General features: G+C 50.2%; 21 protein-coding genes. 9 read left to right on the top strand and 12 right to left on the bottom strand.

Annotation, left to right across the window (positions count from 1 at the left end):
* Positions 1–67: 67 nt before the first annotated feature.
* From pqiA to rmf, 4 genes are all read left to right on the top strand, one after another.
* Complete coding sequence (gene pqiA / locus LC431_RS13555) at positions 68–1,342, top strand: membrane integrity-associated transporter subunit PqiA (protein ID WP_369794817.1); 1,275 nt, start codon at positions 68–70, stop codon at positions 1,340–1,342.
* The gene (gene pqiB / locus LC431_RS13550) at positions 1,329–2,981 is read left to right on the top strand and encodes an intermembrane transport protein PqiB (RefSeq protein ID WP_112197638.1); all 1,653 of its coding nucleotides are present in this window, start codon (positions 1,329–1,331) and stop codon (positions 2,979–2,981) included. Before pqiA ends, pqiB begins: the two co-directional genes overlap by 14 nt.
* Positions 2,981–3,547 carry a membrane integrity-associated transporter subunit PqiC gene (pqiC, locus tag LC431_RS13545; RefSeq protein ID WP_013574870.1) on the top strand — a complete coding sequence of 189 codons (567 nt, stop codon included), beginning with the start codon at positions 2,981–2,983 and terminating at the stop codon, positions 3,545–3,547. The genes pqiB and pqiC overlap by 1 nt, the downstream gene beginning before the upstream one ends.
* Positions 3,548–3,822: 275 nt before the next feature.
* Entirely contained in the window at positions 3,823–3,990 is a 168-nt protein-coding gene (gene rmf / locus LC431_RS13540; protein WP_013574871.1) for a ribosome modulation factor, read from the top strand.
* Positions 3,991–4,140: 150 nt separating this feature from the next.
* Here the strand turns inward: rmf and fabA are convergent, their stop codons facing one another.
* Positions 4,141–4,659 (bottom strand): bifunctional 3-hydroxydecanoyl-ACP dehydratase/trans-2-decenoyl-ACP isomerase, encoded by a 519-nt coding sequence (gene fabA, locus LC431_RS13535; protein WP_119261438.1) that lies wholly within the window; start codon positions 4,657–4,659, stop codon positions 4,141–4,143.
* Positions 4,660–4,727: 68 nt separating this feature from the next.
* A complete protein-coding gene (locus LC431_RS13530; RefSeq protein ID WP_013574873.1) occupies positions 4,728–6,494 on the bottom strand; it encodes a Lon protease family protein in 1,767 nt (588 codons plus the stop codon).
* 210 nt (positions 6,495–6,704) lie between these two features.
* On the opposite strand from LC431_RS13530, the gene matP reads away from it, so the two are divergent.
* Complete coding sequence (matP, locus tag LC431_RS13525; RefSeq protein WP_037035996.1) at positions 6,705–7,166, top strand: macrodomain Ter protein MatP; 462 nt, start codon at positions 6,705–6,707, stop codon at positions 7,164–7,166.
* Positions 7,167–7,269: 103 nt separating this feature from the next.
* Here matP and ompA read toward each other — a convergent pair whose 3' ends face one another.
* Both ompA and sulA read right to left on the bottom strand, forming a co-directional pair.
* Positions 7,270–8,346, bottom strand: coding sequence for a porin OmpA (gene ompA / locus LC431_RS13520; protein ID WP_013574875.1), 1,077 nt, complete (start codon positions 8,344–8,346; stop codon positions 7,270–7,272).
* 357 nt (positions 8,347–8,703) lie between these two features.
* Positions 8,704–9,210 carry an SOS-induced cell division inhibitor SulA gene (gene sulA / locus LC431_RS13515; RefSeq protein ID WP_013574876.1) on the bottom strand — a complete coding sequence of 169 codons (507 nt, stop codon included), beginning with the start codon at positions 9,208–9,210 and terminating at the stop codon, positions 8,704–8,706.
* Positions 9,211–9,426: 216 nt separating this feature from the next.
* Here sulA and LC431_RS13510 point away from each other — a divergent pair, with 216 nt between their 5' ends.
* The gene (locus tag LC431_RS13510; RefSeq protein WP_013574877.1) at positions 9,427–10,059 is read left to right on the top strand and encodes a TfoX/Sxy family DNA transformation protein; all 633 of its coding nucleotides are present in this window, start codon (positions 9,427–9,429) and stop codon (positions 10,057–10,059) included.
* A gap of 21 nt (positions 10,060–10,080) precedes the next feature.
* On the opposite strand, the gene yccS is transcribed toward LC431_RS13510, so the two are convergent.
* Complete coding sequence (yccS, locus tag LC431_RS13505) at positions 10,081–12,222, bottom strand: YccS family putative transporter (protein WP_013574878.1); 2,142 nt, start codon at positions 12,220–12,222, stop codon at positions 10,081–10,083.
* Positions 12,223–12,264: 42 nt separating this feature from the next.
* Entirely contained in the window at positions 12,265–12,726 is a 462-nt protein-coding gene (locus tag LC431_RS13500; RefSeq protein WP_013574879.1) for a YccF domain-containing protein, read from the bottom strand.
* 176 nt (positions 12,727–12,902) lie between these two features.
* Between LC431_RS13500 and helD the strand changes: the two genes are divergently transcribed.
* Positions 12,903–14,957: a DNA helicase IV gene (gene helD / locus LC431_RS13495; RefSeq protein WP_121019476.1), complete on the top strand. Its 2,055-nt coding sequence runs from the start codon at positions 12,903–12,905 to the stop codon at positions 14,955–14,957.
* A 66-nt stretch (positions 14,958–15,023) separates the two neighbouring features.
* Here the strand turns inward: helD and LC431_RS13490 are convergent, their stop codons facing one another.
* Together LC431_RS13490 and LC431_RS13485 are read right to left on the bottom strand one after the other, a co-directional pair.
* Complete coding sequence (locus tag LC431_RS13490) at positions 15,024–15,485, bottom strand: methylglyoxal synthase (RefSeq protein ID WP_223509983.1); 462 nt, start codon at positions 15,483–15,485, stop codon at positions 15,024–15,026.
* A gap of 119 nt (positions 15,486–15,604) precedes the next feature.
* Complete coding sequence (locus LC431_RS13485) at positions 15,605–16,264, bottom strand: DUF2057 family protein (RefSeq protein ID WP_037035985.1); 660 nt, start codon at positions 16,262–16,264, stop codon at positions 15,605–15,607.
* A gap of 188 nt (positions 16,265–16,452) precedes the next feature.
* Here LC431_RS13485 and LC431_RS13480 point away from each other — a divergent pair, with 188 nt between their 5' ends.
* Positions 16,453–16,866: a CoA-binding protein gene (locus LC431_RS13480; RefSeq protein WP_013574883.1), complete on the top strand. Its 414-nt coding sequence runs from the start codon at positions 16,453–16,455 to the stop codon at positions 16,864–16,866.
* 82 nt (positions 16,867–16,948) lie between these two features.
* Here the strand turns inward: LC431_RS13480 and hspQ are convergent, their stop codons facing one another.
* Positions 16,949–17,266, bottom strand: a complete 318-nt coding sequence (hspQ, locus tag LC431_RS13475; protein WP_013574884.1) for a heat shock protein HspQ — start codon at positions 17,264–17,266, stop codon at positions 16,949–16,951.
* Positions 17,267–17,393: 127 nt separating this feature from the next.
* Positions 17,394–18,587, bottom strand: coding sequence for a 23S rRNA (cytosine(1962)-C(5))-methyltransferase RlmI (rlmI, locus tag LC431_RS13470; protein ID WP_015689626.1), 1,194 nt, complete (start codon positions 18,585–18,587; stop codon positions 17,394–17,396).
* Between the two features lie 98 nt (positions 18,588–18,685).
* Between rlmI and yccX the strand changes: the two genes are divergently transcribed.
* Positions 18,686–18,964 (top strand): acylphosphatase, encoded by a 279-nt coding sequence (gene yccX / locus LC431_RS13465; protein ID WP_013574886.1) that lies wholly within the window; start codon positions 18,686–18,688, stop codon positions 18,962–18,964.
* A 6-nt stretch (positions 18,965–18,970) separates the two neighbouring features.
* On the opposite strand, the gene tusE is transcribed toward yccX, so the two are convergent.
* Both tusE and yccA read right to left on the bottom strand, forming a co-directional pair.
* Complete coding sequence (tusE, locus tag LC431_RS13460) at positions 18,971–19,300, bottom strand: sulfurtransferase TusE (RefSeq protein WP_013574887.1); 330 nt, start codon at positions 19,298–19,300, stop codon at positions 18,971–18,973.
* A 107-nt stretch (positions 19,301–19,407) separates the two neighbouring features.
* Complete coding sequence (gene yccA / locus LC431_RS13455; RefSeq protein ID WP_015689627.1) at positions 19,408–20,073, bottom strand: FtsH protease modulator YccA; 666 nt, start codon at positions 20,071–20,073, stop codon at positions 19,408–19,410.
* Positions 20,074–20,360 lie beyond the last annotated feature (287 nt).

Genomic DNA, 20,360 nt, shown 5'->3' with positions numbered 1-20,360 from the left:
GATTGGCAACCGGATAAAGGGAAGGCCGGTTGCCGATATTCGTAGTCTTTCCGCTGTTGAGGAGTCGATAGTGTGTTCTGACGCCCATGATCATGACCCGCACATATTATGTCCCCAATGCGATATGCTGGTGGCAATACCCGGCCTGCACATCGGGCAAAAAGCGGTGTGTCCCCGTTGCCACACTACGCTAACCTCCCGCTGGAATGAGCCTCGAAGACGTCCTGTCGGTTATGCCATCAGTGCGTTGTTCATGCTGTTGCTGGCCAATCTCTTTCCTTTCGTCAATATGAATGTTGCCGGGCTGAGCAGCGAAGTCACGCTGGTGCAAATCCCTCAGGTTCTGGTTTCAGAAGACTATGCCAGCATGGCGTCGTTATTCATGATCGTGGTGCAACTGCTCCCGGCCATCTGCATGCTGTCCATTATCATCCTCTGCCAGAGTTTCAATATTCCCGTTCGCTGGAAAGTTGTCATTGCCCGGACCTTATTCCAACTGAAAGCCTGGTGTATGGTCGAGATTTTCCTTGCCGGGGTACTGGTCAGCTTCGTGAAACTCATGGCTTATGGCGACGTGGGCGTGGGCAGCAGTTTTTATCCCTATGTCCTGTTTTGCCTTCTGCAATTGCGTGCCTTTCAATGCACTGACCGTCTTTGGATATGGCAGCACATCGAACCTGCTCCGGCGGTAGATCAGCCACTGCGCATGGGAGAAAGCGGTCTGCGTCAGGGTCTGCGATCCTGTCATTGCTGCATGGCAATTTTACCGGTTGATCAGAAAGAATGCGGCCGTTGCAAAACCCATGGTCATGCACGGCGTAAAAATAGTCTGCAATGGACAATGGCTCTGCTGGTGACCTCCGTTCTGCTGTATATCCCGGCAAATCTGTTGCCTATCATGATCACTCAGGTACTGGGTAATCCGATACCGTCTACGATTATGGCCGGGGTGGCGCTGTTATGGAGCGAAGGTTCCTATCCCGTGGCTCTGGTTATTTTGATCGCCAGTATTATGGTACCGACGCTCAAAATGATCGCTATTGGCTGGCTATGCTGGGATGCGAACAGTAATAAAGAGATCGACAGGGAACGATTACATGTCATTTACGAGGTGGTTGAGTTCGTTGGCCGCTGGTCAATGATCGACGTGTTTGTTATTGCGGTACTGGCGGCGCTGGTGAGAATGGGGCAACTGATGAGTATTTATCCGGATATTGGCGCGCTGCTGTTCGCCGGCGTAGTTATCCTCACCATGTTTGCCGCAACGACATTTGACCCAAGGCTCATTTGGGATCGTGCTGGAATGAAGTCTACAAAGGAGCCACAAGATGGCGGGAAATAACATGGCAGAGCATGACGGAACTGCCAAAGTAGAGAAAATTAAACGCTGGTCGCCAGTGTGGATCGTACCGATCGTCACTGCGCTGATTGGCGCGTGGATCCTGTTTTATCACTACAGCCATCAGGGCCCGGAAGTCACGCTGATCACTACCACTGCTGAGGGTATCGAAGGTGGCAAAACCACCATCAAAAGCCGTAACGTCGATGTCGGTAAAGTAGAGTCCGTTACGCTTAGCGATGATTTACAACAAGTTATCATCAAAGCACGACTGAACACCGGCATGGAAAAAATGCTGCGCGGGGACTCTGTTTTTTGGGTAGTGAAACCGCAAATCGGACGTGAAGGCATCTCCGGTCTGGGCACATTATTGTCCGGCGCTTATATTCAGCTGCAGCCGGGTAACAAGGGGGGAGAAAAATCAGAATATAAACTGGATGACTCCCCCCCGCTGGCTTCACCTGATGCGAAAGGGATCCGCGTGAGTCTGGAAAGTGAGCGTTCCGGTCAGCTGAGTCCAGGCGACCCGGTGTTGTTCCGGGGTTTCCAGGTCGGTACGGTGGAAACCAGTCACTTTGATCCGAAAGCACGTAACATCAAATACCAGCTTTTCATCCGTGCGCCTTACGACACACTGGTAACTGATAACGTGCGTTTCTGGAAAGACAGCGGCGTGAACTTCGATATGTCTGCCGCCGGTATGCGTGTCGAAATGGGGTCACTGACCACGTTATTTAGTGGTGGTGTCAGCTTTGATATTCCGAATGGCTGGACGCAGGGCAACGAAGCCAAAAATGGTGACAGTTATAAGCTCTTTGATGATCAGAAAAGCATTCAGGAATCGCTGTATACCCGTCACACGGATTACGTGATGTTCTTCTCGGATTCTATTCGCGGTCTGCAACCTGGCGCACCTGTTGAATTCCGTGGTATTCGTCTGGGTACTGTGGCCGAAGTGCCTTATCCGATGAATGTGGTGAAACAGCAGATGTCGGACGATTATCGTATTCCTGTGCTGATCCGCATTGAACCCGATCGCTTCGTTCAACTGCTGGGCAGTAATTTCAATATTGAAGATCATATCCGTGACGGTATTGCTCAGGGTCTGCGTGCTTCGATGAAATCCGCCAACCTGTTAACAGGGGCGATGTATATCGATCTGGATTTCTATCCGAATGAAAAACCGTGGAAAGGGCCGCTGGAAATCGGCGGGCATAAATTGTTGCCGACGGTGAGCGGAGGCTTTGCACAGATTCAGCAAAAACTGATGACAACCCTCGATAAGATCAACAATTTGCCAATCGAACCGATGATGCGCGAAGCGACAAGTACGCTGGCTGAAAGTCAGAGGACGATGAAGTCAACGCAGAAAACGATTGAGTCTCTGAACGCGATTGTCAGCAGTAAAGAGATGAAAAATCTGCCTCAGGATATGCAGCAGACGCTGATTCAGTTGAACCGCAGCCTGAAAGGCTTCCAGCCTGGTTCGCCAGCGTACGGCAATCTGGTCGGCGATATGCAGAGTCTGGATAAAACCCTGCGTGAGCTGCAACCGGTATTGAAAACGCTGAATCAGAAAAGTAACGCACTGATTTTCGCTGCCCCAGGGCAAGATGATCCTCAGCCGAAGAAGGCCAAATAATGATGAAATGGATACCTGTCGTCTTAGCATTATTCCTGACTGCCTGTAGCAGCAGTGATCAGAAAACCTACTACCAGTTGCCTGTGCTGAGCAGCACCGTAACAACAGGTAGCGTGATGTCTGCAGGTGCCGTACAGCGGCATCTGTGGGTTGAGCGGGTGAGTGTTGCTGATTATCTGGCAGGGTCAGGGCTGGTATATCAGACCAATGATGTGCAGTACACGCTGACCCAGAATAATCTCTGGGCCAGTCCGTTGGATCAGCAACTACAGCAAGCACTGGTCACCTATTTACGCCGGGACTTGCCGGGCTCGCTGGTTTCCACTCAGGCGGCGAATACCGACGATCAGGATGTGCTGAACGTTAATGTCACCGGTTTCCATGGCCGCTATGACGGTATTGTGATCGTCAGTGGCAGCTGGAGCCTGACACGCAACGGGCAGATGATTCAGCGTGATTTCACCCTGAATCTCAAGCAAAACGAAGATGGTTATGACGCGCTGGTCAGAACGTTGGCTACCGGCTGGCAGCAAGAAGCGGGCCAGATTGCTGCGCAGATAAGATGACGTTTTTTTAAGCTTAATATTTTTTAAGTTAAAGATAAAAAATCCCGGTTTCTGACCTGACAGACACCGGGATTTTTTTATGGGGATCAGCCAGATGAGGGATTAACTGGCGCGATTATTTTGTGCGCAATCCAATAATATAGCTCACAAATGTGACATTGGCGTGAATTTTGCGCATTGACCTCTCCTCATATTGCAGCTATTTGTTAGATGTGGACGCAGAAGCGGGCCACTGTTTTCTTTCCACCTGACCTGAATAATGAGGGATACAAGGCATGAAGAGACAAAAACGCGATCGCCTGGAACGGGCACAATCACGTGGATATCAAGCAGGTATTGGCGGACGCTCAAAAGAGATTTGTCCGTACCAATCATTAGATGCCCGATCACACTGGCTCGGGGGTTGGCGACAAGCCATGGAGGACAGGGCTGTTACCGCTTAAGCGGCTACCCTGTCAGAATAAGGAACAACCTCCGCTGTGCGCGGAGGTTTTTGTTTGTGGCAAATACCATCCCTGTTCGCTGAAAAACACGCATAAAAAACGGCGAGCCCATCAGACTCACCGTTTTATCAGACTCAGCAACAGGCTCTCTTAGAAAGCAGCCGCGTCTTTGAACAAACCCACTTTCAGATCAGTTGCGGTGTAAATCACCACACCATCAACCAGCACTTCACCATCAGCTACGCCCATGATCAGTTTACGGTTGATAACACGTTTGAAATTCAGGCGGTAGGTGACCAGTTTTGCGGTTGGCAGAACCTGACCGGTGAATTTAACTTCACCCACACCCAGTGCGCGGCCTTTGCCTTCGCCACCGAGCCAGCCCAGATAGAAGCCCACTAACTGCCACATGGCATCCAGACCCAGACAACCAGGCATTACCGGATCGCCAATAAAGTGACAACCAAAGAACCACAGATCAGGGTTGATATCTAATTCAGCTTCAACATAGCCTTTGCCATGGGTGCCGCCGTCTTCTTGCATCTTAACGATACGATCCATCATCAGCATATTGCCTGATGGTAACGGAGGGCCACCAGCGCCGAACAGTTCACTGCGGCCAGAAGCTATGAGGTCTTCTTTCGTATAGGAATCGCGTTTATCTACCATGTTCTATGTAAGCCTTATTTTAATGAAGGGCGAAGTTTAGCGAACAGCTGTAAGCTGAACAACTCCGATCAGCTGCGATTGAACCAGTTCAACCAGCGAAGAGGCCACGGATAACGCGGGCTGCCTTGCGATGTCGCCAGCGCAATACGCTGCTGAATTAATCCCAGCAGACTCGGACGCTCTTCTTCAGCTTCTTCTTCGTTTGTGTAAATCAATCCGGTCAGGATAGGCAGCGCTTCGGCTGCGTTATCAACTGCCCATAAATGAAACTGGCCTTCGCGAACGGCGTCCAGAACCTGCGGATGCAGGCACAGGTTGCGCACGTTGCTGGTTGGCAGAATGACCCCTTGTTTACCGGTCAAACCGCGACGTTGACAAACTTCGAAGAAACCTTCGATTTTCTCGTTTACGCCACCAATAGGTTGCACATTCCCAAACTGATCGACAGAGCCGGTGACCGCAATTTGCTGGTTGATCGGCTGCATCGACAACGCACTGATCAGTGCGCAGAGTTCAGCAAGTGAAGCGCTGTCGCCGTCCACTTCTCCGTAAGACTGCTCAAATACAATCGAGGCGGAAAAGGGCAGAGGCTGGTCGAGTTCTAACTCGGAAATCAGAAAGGCCTGCATAATCATCATGCCTTTGGCATGCAGATTACCACCTAACTCGGCTTTACGTTCGACGTCTGTAAATTCGCCGTCGCCGGCATGTACGACACAACTAATTCGGGAAGGTTCACCCAACGCTCGCGGATGCCCCGGATATTCCAGTACAGACAGGCCATTAATCTGCCCGACAACTTCGCCTTCTGTTTCAATGCGAATTTGTCCAAGTTCGATTTCATCCTGCATACGCTCCTGGAGATAACTCTCACGCCATGCACGTGCACCGGATGCCGCTTCAAGAGACTTAACGCTCAGCAACTCGTCTTCATTATAGAGTGCAGCTTCGCTAAGCTGGGTGTTCAGCCATACTGGGTCGAGTGTCAGACTGCCCTGATCGGTGCTGTGACGAATGGCCATTTTCAGAAACTCGGGCCATGCATCAGCGGCCAGGCGTGGGATCTCAAGCTCATCAGCCAGCGTATTGACATAACCACACCAGGTTTCCATATCGCTTTCTTCCGTCAGCGGCAGGTCGGCTTCAAATTCACCATAAATGGAAGAATCCACCAACTCTGGCTCCATATCACTGAGGTCACCAAGCGATAAGCGGTCACCGACCAGAATCAGGCGAATATCCAAAGGCATCGGAGGGACTGTCACAGGTAAAGGTGTCGTCTCATCTGGTGAGACCCAATGATATTGACCTTCGGTGATCATCTGTTTCAGACGCAACCACATCAGAGGCTGCGCGATGAGGGTACGGATGGAAAGTACCAGCACACCGCCATTCACCTGGTGTACCAATCCCGGCTCCAGCTGGATCTGGTCTTTGTAAATGCGCACGCACCCGAACAGCTGTTCAGGTTCAACCCATTCACGATACTGGCAGGTCGATTTCGCCGCGAATGCATCTTCCGCTGTCTTCGCCGCCAGCAGCGTTACCTTATTGCCTTCAATATGGTAACGATTACCCGTGACTTCCGCCGGTTCAGGTAGTAAGTCGCTGACCACCTGCGTAATGCGTGACAAGTATTCGCGATTTTCCTGCGCCTTGAGCGTCATAAAACGCACACGTGAGCGGGGATGACAAAACAGCGTTAAACCATTTTCCAGCCGGGGCTGAATTCCTGCAAAATCGACAGGGGCTAACTGGGCAGCCGTTGCAAAGATTGCCTCGTAAGGCGCGGAGTCGGGCAGTAAAAGCTGCCAGTCAAGTCGGTTATTGGTCAATGTGTTAGCTGTTTTCTATAAAAAGGGAAAGTGCGATTATACAAGAATAAATCCGGCTGCATACAATGAGAGTCGTAGCGGAATTGGTCTTAGTGCACATTGCTGTACAGGTGGGCAAAAAACAACCAAAATAAGCGGTTTTATTTGGGGTGAAAATTGAATTAAAGCTGTTATGCTTAGTAAAGTTACGTGGTCACCGAAGAGTTCACGATGAAATATCAGCAACTGGAAAATCTCGAAAGTGGTTGGAAATGGAAGTATCTGGTGAAAAAACACCGGGAAGGTGAGCGGATCACCCGCCATTTGGAAAACAGCGCTGCCCAGGAATCCGTGAATCAACTTCTCAACCTGGAAAACGAGCCGGTCAAAGTGTCAGACTGGATTGTTAATAATATGAATCCGGCGCTGGAAAATCGTCTTAAGCAAACGATTCGTGCACGCCGTAAGCGTCATTTCAATGCAGAGCATCAGCACACTCGCAAAAAATCTATCGATTTAGAATTTCTGGTCTGGCAGCGTTTAGCGGGATTGGCACAAAGGCGTGGTGTCACGCTTTCTGACACAATCATTCAGCTGCTTGAAGATGCCGAGCGTAAAGAGAAATACGCGAATCAGATGTCTTCATTGAAAGAAGATTTAGAACAAATACTCGGCAAGAAAGATATTGGATAGATTTGCTTTCGCGTCTCAGGGAGTCAGCTATTTGCTCTGACCGAAGGCATAAAAAAAACCCCGCCATGGCGGGGTTTTTAGTATCTGTAGCTAAAGCGTGTTATTAAGCCTGTGGCTGAGTAACAGTATCTTTGTAGCCTTTAACTTCGATTTCTACACGACGGTCTGGTGCCAGGCAGTCGATCAGAGCAGCACGGCCTTTAACGGAGTCACAGGTAGAACCGGTAACTGGGTTAGATTTACCCTGGCCTTGTGCAGAGATCTTGTTAGCAGGGATACCTTTAGATACCAGGTAATCTACTACGCTCTGAGCACGTTGCTCAGACAGTTTCTGGTTGTATTGTTCTGAACCGATACGGTCGGTGTAACCCAGAACGATAACAGAACCGTCTTTAGGATCGATAGAGCTCAACTGGCTGTACAGCTGATCCAGAGCCTGTTGGCCTTCTGGTTTCAGAGTCGCTTTGTTGAAGTTGAAGAGAACGTCAGATTTCAGAGTGAATTTCTTAGTCTCTACAACTGGAGCTGGAGCTGGTGCTGGAGCAACAACTGGAGCAGCTGCTTCATCTTGACCGAAACGGTAAGAAACACCTACAGACAGCATTGCGTTATCAGGACGTGCACCAACGGTAGCCGCGTCACCAATGTTGTTAACCCACTGGTAATCCAGACGGGTAGCCCAGTTTTTGGTTACTGCGTATTCAACACCAACTGCTGCCAGTGGAGAAACACCAGTGTCATGATCACTTACGCGACCATTAGCACCGTTGTTGAAGTTACCTTTAGCATCTGCACGCCAAACCATACCACCCAGACGGGTGTACAGGTCCAGATCGTCAGTCAGCGGGTAGCTCAGTTTAGCAGCCAGCTGAACGCCTTGTGCTTTGAACGCGCCGTTATTTACGCTGCCTTTGTAAGGCATACGGCCAAGCCAGTCATATCCCATTTCAAAGCCCAGGTATTGGTTCGCTTGGTAACCCAAGAACGCACCTGCACCCAGTTGGCTTTCGTGGGTAGGGCCGTTGCCGATACCGTTGTAAGCGTTTGCGAAACCAGTGTCATGGTATTGGGACCAGCCCAATTTACCACCGGTATACCAGGTGTTATCTTTAGGGGCGGCTTGCGCTACGGTAGCGAAACCTGCCAGTGCCACTGCTAATGCGATAGCTGTCTTTTTCATTTTGCGCCTCGTTATCATCCAAATAGGCAATTGAGCTTTAAGCTTTTTAAGCCCTTGGTTAAAATCCTTACGCCAAGATTATTGCTTCATTTCAGAACTTGCCACTTTACGTTGGCATTATCGAGCAACCTTGGCGTTGTAAAGTCTACAACGTGGCGCGAAACTTACAAGCTTGATGTGTTAACACCGTGGAAAAAAAGGGAAAAACGGACACATTTCTTAACGGCTTTGGCAATTTGCTGACAAAATCTGGCACTAATCTGCATTCCGGAAGCCCGTTTTTACTGGCTTGCAGGCATTATTCAGCACAAATCACTAAGTTCCGCATTATTTTCATAGGAAGATTCCTATTTTGAACTAATGGTATACGGAAGAGTGAATTTTTACTGTGGAATGATGTCCACAAGCTGAATTCTGTTCATTTGTCGGTCTCATTATGAAGCCGTAAGCACCACCCTGGCGTGCTGCAATTTGCAATCTTTCCCTCTCAGTATCACTCAAATCCGGAAGCCATCCCAACACGACACTGTAGTTACCCGTCTGCAAGGCTTTCTCCATCGCATCTACCGTCGACATCGCCGTAATTTGATTAACTTGCACCATCTTATCCACCGGCAGACCTGACTGAGATAACCAATGACGGCTCAGTTTTTGTTGAGGTGTGAGCCACAACAACCAGCGAGACTGCATACCCAGGTGTTGCAGTAAGGGCAGTAATAACTGCGCAAAAGCAGGTTGGCTCGCACTATAGACGAACTCAGTGATCAGACCATTATTCAAGGATGCAGACGTATTTACCTGTGACGGAGTGACGGGCAAAGCAAGCTGACTAAAATGATGATTTGTATGGTGTTGAGTTCGCATAATGATGTACTCCAGTGAGTTACTGTATGTATGTACAGTACTCTGGCGGTGAGCAAAGATCAACCCAATTTTTCCAAGATATCTCGCAAATTTTGAAGGCAACAGGCTGTAACGGCATTTTATGTTTGTTGGAGTTCATAAGATTGCGTATTTTGCTTTTAGCTGTTTTGGTAACTCAAAATGGAAGCAAGGGATTAACGTGAAAAGGATAACGCAATGATAAACAAATCAAAAAAACGAGTGCTTGAGTGTCTGGAGATTTTTGCCCCGTTGGGCAATATTCGTTCCCGCACCCAATTTGGGGGGATGAGCTTGTCCGCTGACCGCGTCATGTTCGCCCTGGTTTCTGATGGTGAACTCTATCTGCGAGCGACCGGAGAAACCGAAACTCATTTTCGCCGCAAAAAGATGGAGAGGCTGACCTATCGCAAGCGAGGCATGGATGTGCAGTTGCGTTATTTCAAAGTGAGTGCCCGGCAATGGAGTGATCACCAGGCACTGTGCGAGCTGGGCAGATTATCGTTGCAAGGGATGTTGCGGGATATAGAGCTGAAAAAAAACAACGAAGCGGTCCGATTGAAAGATTTACCCAATCTCTCGCTGGCGCTAGAAAGGATGCTCTGGCAAGTCGGCATTGAGAACTCGGGGGACTTGCGGTTACAGGGGGCCTGCCATACCTACCTCAAACTGTGTGCCATTAAAAAAAAGAATTTAGGGATTAATTTACTGATGGCACTCGAAGGGGCAATTTTGGGCTTCCATGAAGCCGCTTTGCCGATGGAATCCAGAGAGTCATTAACTCACTGGTTTAACCATCACCAAGAGCAGCTATCAACGGTTGTGCACTAAGTTTGCGTAAGTTATCTGCAACTAGAGCCGATTTTGTGCCGGCAGGATCTTAGTATTAAGACTGGTGAGCTCAGGCAAATGAGCCACCAGTAATCCAATTTGCTGAAGCACGAGCTGCTCTTTACTGTCGATATCCGTTGTACGCATCTGAATACGTGCAGTGAGTTCACCGAGCGCGTGTTGGATGCGTTCTGCTTCAGAAGGCAGATGATGCAAAGCGCCGTCAACGCAGCATGCTGCATCATCCAGCAACCTCAGGGTTTCGGCATCATTGAGTTTTTCGCGATGGGCACCCAGCGCTGAAATGTAGCTCAGCATAGTATGATTGAGGCATAACAGGCGAAACGCCGCTTCGAGTGTCGCCGGTTCGTTATTTCTCTCAGAGCTCATGTTCGACACCACGGACGCCAGTTCGGCATCGCAATTATGCGCATCACGGCGGGCCAGACGGTACTCGAGACTGTTGTCTTTCCCCTGATGGTACTGCACCAGAATAGCATCAAGATAACGGCAATTAGCATCGAACGTTTTTCTGACCACCTTATCAAGTTGCCTGAATTTCCAGTCGGGCCATATAAAGGTCACTGCCGCCCAGGCGATACCACAACCAATCAGCGTATCGATTACTCTCGGGATAGCGACTTCAAATCCTTCGCCTAACAAATTGAAGCATAACAACACCAGAAGGGTGATGAACATTGTGGCCTGCGCGTATTGCACTGTGCGGAACGCAAAGAACAATAACCCGCTGATGACGATCAGAATCATTTGCCCGTCAACGGACGGAACGAAATACAAGATAGGGATCCCGAGAGCAATACCGGCGAGTGTTCCGATTATCCTCAGAGCTAACCTCCGGCGGGTCGCACTGTAGTTTGGTTGACAGACAAAAAGACTGGTGAGCAAGATCCAGTAGCCGTGATTTAAGCCGCTGACCTGAATGAAAACGTAGCCTACAAAGAGCACGACAGACATACGAATTGCATGACGGAACAACACCGATTGCGGCGTAAAATGGCGGGAAATGCGCAGCCAGATATCATCAAGGCCAGTCAGACGGTCTTCCGCAAACGGGCTTTTGCCGGTCTGGTTTTCCGGCAGAGACTGCTCCGACTCGATATTTGCCAGTTGCGCGTCAATCGCATGCAGATTGCGTAAAAGATGGCGTAACGCCTGTAATGTCTCACGGTGTTCGTGATGAGATTCCAGACGTTTGAGGGCTTCTTCCAGCCGGGAAAACGCCCGTTCGAACTGGCTGTTGTGGGTATATTGCTGGCGATAAAGAATGCATTGTGACAGCTGTAAACAGGCCCGCGCCTGCATGCTCATCAGGCGCTGAAAGCGGAACAGAATATCACTGTGATGAAATTGTTCACTGAGTTTGAGGTACTGCACGTGGGACGAGCTGGCGCGCTCATGAATATCCTGCACCACAAAATAATAATGTAATGTCCGGCGGGTCCCTTTCTGGCCACGATCTCCTTTCAGCCGGGTCTGTAGCGTATTTTTTGTTTGGTTCAGTGTGGAGACCAGTTGACCGTTGGCCATGGCCAGCTCGACCAGTTGCTGGTTGTTATCTTCCTGATCGGGATCAAACAACGTTGCTTTGGCTTCAAGATAAGCCGCCAGTTGCGTGAAACAGCGTGAGATCTGATCCTGTAACGGACGGATGGGGAAAATAATATGGCCAGCCAGCGTCAGCAGGTTATACCAGATAGCACCCGCAAGCAGGATCAGCGGTTGCTGATACCAGATGTGATACATGCTGGTGCCAAGCATCGTATATATGGCGATCAGCAACGCGCCGAAGGCAATCGTGGCATAACGCTGCCCCAGGGCCCCCAGCAGGATGAATCCGCAGGTTGAAATCATCAGCCCGGGCGCAAAAAGCCACGGATAGGGGAAGAGTAATTCTATGGATGCTGAAGCAATAAAAAAACAGACCAGAGTAATCAGCAAATTGCGCAGACGGCCAGCGAGACGATCATCAAGATCGGCAAGAGCCGCAGCAACCACACCGAGTGTAAGGGGGATTGTCAGCGTGAACTGACCCAACCACCATGGCAATGCCGCAGCCCCTGTCAGCGCAATGAAAATCCTGATGTGATAAAGAATATTGCTGTTATAGGCATAGCGCCGTAAACCGGGTGCAATAGAAAGCACGAAAAACCCACCTTAAAATTCAAAAATGTTGAAACATCGCAATCAGCGAATGCGTCCGTTTTCTCTCTGACGGCTTGCATTAGCTTCACGAACTTGCTTTGCCAGCTCGACGGAAACGACCCTGCGTCCTACCGGCCAGAGTGCAATGGCAGCAATTTTAAAGTTCGCAATGCCCACCGGAATACCGATTATGCTGATACATTGCGCGATACCGGCAACGATATGCGACAAGCATAACCACCAGCCGAAAAAAATAAACCAGAAGATATTCAACAGAGTACCTCCGCCGGATAGCAACGCGCTGCGTTTTTCCGGATACAGGTCATCGACATGTACGGCTTCATTGCCAAATGGCAGCAGTGAAAGACGGGTGATTTCCCAGCAAGAACGGGTGAGGGGCAGAGTAAAGATCAGCACGATACTGACCAGCGTAGCAAGCAGCCAGGCAAGCGTGGTGAAAAAACCACCTAAAACAAAGTTAAGAATATTGAGTACGGTACGCATGGCAGCTCTTCCCGAAGAGGTTAAAAAGTTGATAAATTTCGTGTTCACATAACGCAAACATACCTCTTATTCTACTCTGTTTTGGAGCGTGGATCGCCTGCGCTTATCAAAGGTAAACTCTTAAATGCTCTTGCATGTAAAATGTCAGGAATTAAAGAAAAACACGGTGTGATGATATGGAACTGAAATCGACCTCATTCGGGAAACATCTGGCGCAGCACCCTTATAACCGGGTGCGTCTGCTTAATGCCGGCGTGGAAGTCAGCGGCGATAAACATCACTATCTGATCCCTTTTAATCAGCTTATTCAGATTCGCTGCAAACGTGGCATCGTCTGGGGGGAGCTTGAATTTGAATTGCCGGAGCAAAAAGTGGTCCGGCTGCACGGCACCGAATGGCAGGAAACACAGCGTTTTTATCAATACCTGCTCAATATCTGGCAGACCTGGAGTCTCGAGATGAGCGAGGTCAGCGCCGGAGTATTGCGCGGGCAGGTTGAAAAAATTACCCAGATTGAACAGCAAGACAAATGGTTCAAACGCATTGATCTGGCGGATGTGCAGAAAGACATTACTGAGGCATTTTCTGCGATCCCGGTGCCTGTTGAACGTCTTACTGAATTTGATAATTGTCGGGAAGATTATCAGACCTGTCTGCGCTGGCTTGAGCAGGGTAAACGCAGTGTCGACCGGCGCAATCTGGCTTGGACTGACAGGGTGATTGCTGATAACCGTGACTTTTTTGATACCGTTGAAGTGTCGCCGCTCAATGACAGCCAATGCCGCGCTGTCGTGAACGGTGAAGACGCGGTGCTGGTGCTGGCTGGCGCGGGCAGTGGTAAAACGTCGGTGCTGGTGGCGCGCGCGGGCTGGCTGTTGCGCCGTCAGGAAGCGCATCCTGAACAAATTCTGTTGCTGGCCTTTGGTCGTCAGGCAGCGGATGAAATGAACGGGCGTATCAAAGAGCGTTTGCATACTGAAGGCATCAAGGCCAAGACATTTCATGCGCTCGCTTTGCAGATTATCCAGGAAGGCAGCAAAAAAGCCCCCAAAATCAGCAAACTTGAAACCGATTCGAAAGCCCGGCGCAGCTTACTGATTAAGACATGGCAGCAGCAGTGTGCAGAGAAAAAAGTGCAGGCCAGCGGCTGGCGGCAATGGATGACAGACGAACTGGAATGGACCGTTCCTGAGGGTGATTACTGGAAAAATAAATCGCTGGCGGAGCGCCTCGGAAGCCGCCTTGAACGCTGGCTCAGCCTGATGCGTATGCACGGTGGCAGTCAGGCGGAGATGATCGAAAGCGCGCCGGAAGACGTCAAAGATCTGTTTACAAAGCGTATTCGTCTGATGGCACCGCTGATGAAAGCCTGGAAAACGGCACTGAAAGAAGAGGGCGCAGTGGACTTTTCCGGGCTTATCCATCAGGCAGTCAATATTCTGGAAAAAGGGCGTTTTGTCAGCCCGTGGAAGCATATTCTGGTGGATGAATTCCAGGACATTTCCCCCCAGCGTGCACTGCTGCTTTCTGCCTTGCGTAAACTTAACAAACATACCAGTTTGTTTGCTGTGGGGGACGACTGGCAGGCGATTTACCGTTTCAGCGGTGCGGAGTTGTCCCTGACCACGGCGTTTGCTGACAATTTTGGCGAAGGAGCGCAATGCGCACTGGATACGACTTACCGGTTCAATGACCGCATCGGTGAAATTGCCAATAAGTTTGTGCAGCAAAACCCTTATCAGTTGAAGAAGCCGCTGAACAGTCTGACCAAAGGCAACAAGAAAAATGTCGTGATACTGCCTGAGGACCAGATGGAAAAATTGCTGGATAAACTTAGCGGCTATGTCACCGTTGATGAACATATTCTGGTGCTGGCGCGTTATCACCATCTTCGACCGCAAATTCTGGAGAAAGCCGCGACCCGCTGGCCAAAGCTTAATCTTGATTTCATGACGATTCATGCCAGTAAAGGACAACAGGCTGAATACGTGATTATCGTCGGATTGCATGATGGCAATGACGGTTTCCCTGCGCCCGCGCGGGAATCTTTGCTGGAGGAAGTGTTATTGCCTGAACCGGAAAACTTTCTGGATGCCGAAGAGCGGCGTTTATTGTATGTGGCGATGACGCGTGCGAAGCATCAGGTCTGGTTGCTGCAGGATAAAGAACGTCCTTCCGTCTTCGTAGAACAGCTTGAAGATATCGGTGTACCGGTCCAGCGAAAACCATAGATAAGATCAATAAAAAGCCCGGCAATCGCCGGGCTTTTTACTTTTAAAAATCAGCCTATTGAATCATTATTCTTTCAGGCGTGACCACAGATAGTGCTGGTAGTCAGGAATAGTGATTTCGACTTCAGACTGGAACAACGGAGACTGGATCAGGAAGTCAGCAGTAGACAGATTGGTTGCCACCGGGATGTTCCATACGGTCGCCAGGCGCAGCAGGGCTTTCACATCCGGATCATGCGGAACGGCATTGAGCGGATCCCAGAGGAAAATCAGCATATCGATTTTGCCTTCGGCAATCAGCGCGCCCACTTGCTGGTCGCCGCCCATCGGCCCGCTTAGCATGCTTTTGACATTAATCCCGGTATTACGCTGAACCAGGTTACCCGTCGTGCCGGTGGCATACAGGATATGCTGCGAAAGCTCAGCAACGTTTTTATCAACCCATTTCAGCAGGGTACTTTTGCAGTGGTCATGCGCGACCAGGGCTATATGTTTTTGTTTTGCGATCGTGCGGGTCGTGTATTCCATCTAATTCCCTTCAACGCGAAAGTAAAAGTGGATCACAGAATACTGAAACTCCGTTTTACTGCATAGCTCAGGGGGAATAATTCGCCGTTAAGAAGGAGGAATGCGTGATGCAGATTAAGTTATGACGCGCGTTCCTGATTATCCGGCAGTTTTAACCAGAGTAACAACCGCTCAAAGCCAGCATTCGCGGCCAGACGTGTCCACAACGGATGAAGATAAACGATAGAAATTTGAGATGTTGCGTCGGTGGCTAACGCAGATTTTTTATCCGTGCTGCCTTTGGCGAATGAAGGAACCGCCGCACGTGCGCCCGACAAATTATAAGTCATCATTAATTTTTCAGCGTCGGCAGTATGCCCGGGATTAAACATATTCAGGACGTCACGTTGTGTCGGTATCTGACGGCCTTGTTCATCAATGAGCTGATAATTCATCTGCTGGCTAAATTGTGTCGTTTCATTGTCGTTGCTCAGTTTTGGCAGAACGAAAGAAACGGAACGATTACTTTTAGCATTGAAGGTCACGATAAGGGCAGGCGAATGGTAGATTATCGGTGCCTGTTGAGTGACGGAACGGACATTTTTGCTGACCTGAAACAGAATCTGGTGCTGACCGCCATCGAGTTCGAGGCTGTCTGCACCTTTAAGGATTGCGCCAGACATCTGTTTGCCATCGATTACCAGAACATCGACATCGGGGGACAATTTAAGTGAGGTCGCTGAAGCTGACACCATCAGGCTGAGACTCGCTAATGCGACCAGCGCATGACAGATTTTCATTCCTCTCTCCTCAGATACAACGTTGCTCATCCTCTATTATTCAGGAATGACGATTGTGTGTCAAAGTTTTACAAAATGTTTTAATTTCCCACCGACGTGATCCTGCAGCGGCTCTTTTTCACGTACAGACTGTCGAAATGGTCAGGCTGCGTTACACTTAATGCATACAGGCCAAAGGAGATAAACCCGTGCAAGACAATGATATCCGCAAGATTCTTGAAGAAGTGAAAACCATCGCGCTGGTGGGAGCCAGTGATAATCCCGGCCGACCAAGTTACGGCGTCATGGCGTATTTACTTTCTCAGGGCTTTGAGGTGATCCCGGTCAGTCCGAAGCTGGCGGGGCAGGAACTGCTCGGCCAGAAAGCTTATGGTTCTCTGGCAGAAATCCCCCATCCGGTAGATATGGTGGACGTGTTCCGTAATGCGGATGCCGCTTATGGCGTGGCGCAGGAAGCGATTGCGATTAAGGCGAACGTGTTGTGGTTGCAACTGGGCGTCATTAATGAACAGGCTGCTGTGCTGGCAAAAGAGGCCGGGCTGAAGGTGGTGATGGATCGCTGCCCGAAAATTGAAATTCCGCGACTGGGCATGGAAAAGTAAACGTCTGCGGATCCTGCCCGTAAAAAAACCGGCTACTGCGCCGGTTTTTATCTTTCATCTTGTCAGGAAAAAGCCATCATGCTCAGTTACGCAGTCGTGGTGCCTGTAACTGGTTACGGATTGAGGCTGCCAGGTCATCCAGCGAGGCTTGTTCAGGATGCGAACGTGCCGCTTCATGATCGATCTGAATTTCAGCCAGGTAAGTGTGAACCGGCTGACCTTCTTCATCTTCCATCACGACATGGTACCAGGGAGCGGTACGCATTGAATCATCAGCAACGACATCATTGACGTCAGGCTTATCGAGCGAATATTGTGCATCAACATCAATAACCACACCCAGATAACCTAACATTCTGTGGCGGACCTGCTGTCCGATACCGTATTTACTGGCAATCATAGTCACCTCCCAAAAATAATTCATTAATCTCTATATGGAGATAAAACGGGCTATTTCAAGTTTTGACCACGTAATCTGCTTAAAATTCGCGGGCGTGCCGCCGCAACAGCACACCGTGCTTATTTTGTCAGTTCATTACCAGGCAGGCGAACCCTTTCAGATATAGGCCTTCAGGGTAAGCGCCGGTCACCGGATGGTCGGCTGCCTGACGGAACTGCTCGACGAACTGGATCTCACGACCGGCATCCAGCGCCGCATCAGCCAGAATTTTCTGGAATAAATCCGTTGGCAACAATCCGGAGCAGGAGAAACTCAGCAGAATCCCCCCCGGACGTAACAGTTGCAACGCCAGCATATTAATGTCTTTGTAACCACGGCAGGCGCTTGCCAGCTGGTTTTTGTTCTCAACGAATTTCGGCGGATCCATCACGATCATATCGAACTGCTGGCCTTCGGTGCGGTATTTGCGCAGCAGCTGGAACACGTCTTCACGCACGAATTCTGCTTTCGAGAGATCCAGTTTATTCAGTTCAACGTTCTGACGGGCCACGTCGAGCGCTGCCTGGGAGGTATCCACGTTGGTGACTTTTGTACAGCCGCCCATCAGCGCAGACACCGCGAAAGCGCCGGTATAAGAGAAACAGTTCAGAACGTTGCGGCCTGCGGCATAATTACGTGCGGCAAGGCGGCTGTCACGCTGGTCAAGGTAGAAACCGGTTTTGTGACCTTCTTTAATATCCACCAGCAGGCTCATTCCGTGTTCCTGAATCGGCAACAAGGCAGGAGGCTCGTCGCCAAATACGTGTCCCTGAGCCAGTTCCAGCCCTTCTTTTTTACGCACGGCCACGTCGGAACGATCCCAGATTGCACATTCCGGATAGCAATGTTGCAGTGCAGCAATCAGCGGGGCACGCTGATATTCCGCACCGGCTGACAGCAATTGCAGCACCAGGAAATTCTGGAAGCGGTCGATAGTGATACCTGGCAGGCAGTCGGATTCCCCAGCAATCAGGCGGTAACCGTCCAGTCCGTCGCGCTTAGCGATATAATCGCGCCAGCTCTGCGCCTGTTGTAAACGGCGGATGAAGAACGCGATATCAATGTCTTCATCTTGTTTGAATGTCCAGACGCGCGCACGGATCTGCGAGGACGGCGAATAGGCGCCGCGCGCCAGCCATTTTCCCTGACTGTCTACAATATCTATAGTCTCGCCGGAATTGGCTTTACCTTCGATGCGTGAAACCGCGCCGGAAAACACCCACGGGTGGCGACGAAGAAGTGATTTTTCACGGCCTTTGGCCAGAATTAAACGTGCAGTCATAAAATTAGGTTCTGTCGGTTCGGAGACAAAAAAGAGCGACATTGTCCGGTCATGCAGGTCAAATTGCAACGAACCATACCGCTAACGGAGAGAATATTATGGCAACAGTCAGTATAGCCGCCTATGTGTACGGCATGGTGCAGGGCGTCGGTTTTCGTTTTGCGACCCAGCATCAGGCCACCGGTCTCGGTCTGACCGGTTACGCGAAAAATCTTGAGGATGGCAGCGTCGAAGTGGTGGCGTGCGGAGAGCAGGAGAAAGTAGATCAGTTGCTAGCCTGGCTAAAGCAGGGCGGGCCGAAACATGCACGCGTTGATCGCGTACTGAGTGAACCGACCGCGCCTGGCAATTACAGCGATTTTAAAATCAAATACTGAAATCTTTCACAAGCACTTCACCGGTTTCGGCAGGCCCGCAATTTTGGTTGCCTGTTTGGCCGGACCTTTCGGGAACAGCCGGAACAGATAGCGGCTGTTGCCTTTCTCTTCGCCATATTTCTGCGCCATTGCTTTCACCAGCATGCGTACGGCGGGAGAAGTATTGAATTCGAGGTAAAACTCGCGCACAAACCGCACGACTTCCCAGTGGGCGTCAGTCAGAACGATCCCTTCTTCTTCCGCCAGCAGCGGCGCCATGCCTTCCTGCCACTCCTGACTGTTTTTCAGGTAACCCTGAGCGTCGGTTTCAATAACCTGACCTTCAAACTCCAGCATACAACCTCAAACCTGTAAAAATGCGGCAGTTAGTTTAGCAAAAACGCCGGTCAGACAAAATAAAAAGCCCCGCACGCAGGCGGGGCTTCGATCCACTTCAGGCTTTATCAGTTACGTGATGACAGGCCCAGAATGCTCAGCAGGCTGACAAAAATGTTGTACAGCGAGACATACAGGCTGACGGTCGCCCGAATATAGTTGGTTTCGCCGCCATGAATAATATTGCTGGTTTCCCACAGGATTGCGCCTGCGGAGAACAAAATAAACAGGCAACTGATCGCCAGTGACAGCGCAGGAATTTGCAGGAACAGGTTAGCGATAACCGCCACCAGTAGCACCACAAAACCAGCCATCATCATCCCGGACAGGAACGACATATCTTTGCGCGTGGTCAGCACATAGGCTGAACAGCAGAAGAACACCAGCGCAGTGCCGCCCAGTGCCAGCATAATAATGTCACCGGCACCGACGGAAAGCAGCGAACTCAGCAGTGGCCCCAGCGTATACCCCATAAAACCGGTCAGCGCGAAGGCAGATAAAATACCCGCCGGGCTGTTGGCTGTGCGGTAGGTCAGGAACATCAGGCCATAGAAGCCAACGATGGTCAGCAGAAAACCGGGGGACGGCAATCTCAGAACCGTACTTGCTGTCGCAGTAATCGCGGATACGCCCAAAGTCAGTGCTAACAGGAAATAAGTATTACGCAGCACCCGGTGCGTGCTTAGCAACGAGCCAGCGCGTGATGATGACGAAGATGCAACGATACGATCCATGCGGTTCATAATAAAATTCTCACTTAAGCCCTTCATACTTTGTGTCGCAGATGCGTTGGCTTCGCCCGGTCACCCGAATCACTTACCTGTGTAAGCTCATCGGGACTCCCTCTCTTGCCGCCTTCCTGCGACCCAAATTATTTTGGGTATCTAATTGGAGTCGGTGAAAATACAAACAGGTTGCAGTGTAAGTAGTTGCGGTGCGTCATTAAAGACGTTTTACCCTTCTTTACCTGCCCGGAGCGGGGCACGGCGCGGTATCCTGACGTCAAAATCACCGAAATGAT

Origin of the sequence: Rahnella sp. GSA61A (genome assembly GCF_019969905.1) — a bacterium.
GTDB classification, from domain to species: domain Bacteria; phylum Pseudomonadota; class Gammaproteobacteria; order Enterobacterales; family Enterobacteriaceae; genus Rahnella; species Rahnella aceris.
Note: the sequence above shows the minus strand (reverse complement) of the source record. Positions and strands in the feature narration are given on the sequence as shown.

Coding starts and splice junctions, on each gene's coding strand:
- tusE (WP_013574887.1), bottom strand. CDS start 19,300: ATGCTGGAGTTTGAAGGTCAGGTTATTGAAACCGACGCTCAGGGTTAC.
- LC431_RS13490 (WP_223509983.1), bottom strand. CDS start 15,485: ATGGAATACACGACCCGCACGATCGCAAAACAAAAACATATAGCCCTG.
- rmf (WP_013574871.1), top strand. CDS start 3,823: ATGAAGAGACAAAAACGCGATCGCCTGGAACGGGCACAATCACGTGGA.
- ompA (WP_013574875.1), bottom strand. CDS start 8,346: ATGAAAAAGACAGCTATCGCATTAGCAGTGGCACTGGCAGGTTTCGCT.
- pqiC (WP_013574870.1), top strand. CDS start 2,981: ATGATGAAATGGATACCTGTCGTCTTAGCATTATTCCTGACTGCCTGT.
- yccA (WP_015689627.1), bottom strand. CDS start 20,073: ATGGATCGTATCGTTGCATCTTCGTCATCATCACGCGCTGGCTCGTTG.
- sulA (WP_013574876.1), bottom strand. CDS start 9,210: ATGCGAACTCAACACCATACAAATCATCATTTTAGTCAGCTTGCTTTG.
- rlmI (WP_015689626.1), bottom strand. CDS start 18,587: ATGACTGCACGTTTAATTCTGGCCAAAGGCCGTGAAAAATCACTTCTT.
- hspQ (WP_013574884.1), bottom strand. CDS start 17,266: ATGATTGCCAGTAAATACGGTATCGGACAGCAGGTCCGCCACAGAATG.
- yccX (WP_013574886.1), top strand. CDS start 18,686: ATGGCAACAGTCAGTATAGCCGCCTATGTGTACGGCATGGTGCAGGGC.
- pqiB (WP_112197638.1), top strand. CDS start 1,329: ATGGCGGGAAATAACATGGCAGAGCATGACGGAACTGCCAAAGTAGAG.
- fabA (WP_119261438.1), bottom strand. CDS start 4,659: ATGGTAGATAAACGCGATTCCTATACGAAAGAAGACCTCATAGCTTCT.
- helD (WP_121019476.1), top strand. CDS start 12,903: ATGGAACTGAAATCGACCTCATTCGGGAAACATCTGGCGCAGCACCCT.
- LC431_RS13510 (WP_013574877.1), top strand. CDS start 9,427: ATGATAAACAAATCAAAAAAACGAGTGCTTGAGTGTCTGGAGATTTTT.
- LC431_RS13500 (WP_013574879.1), bottom strand. CDS start 12,726: ATGCGTACCGTACTCAATATTCTTAACTTTGTTTTAGGTGGTTTTTTC.
- LC431_RS13485 (WP_037035985.1), bottom strand. CDS start 16,264: ATGAAAATCTGTCATGCGCTGGTCGCATTAGCGAGTCTCAGCCTGATG.
- matP (WP_037035996.1), top strand. CDS start 6,705: ATGAAATATCAGCAACTGGAAAATCTCGAAAGTGGTTGGAAATGGAAG.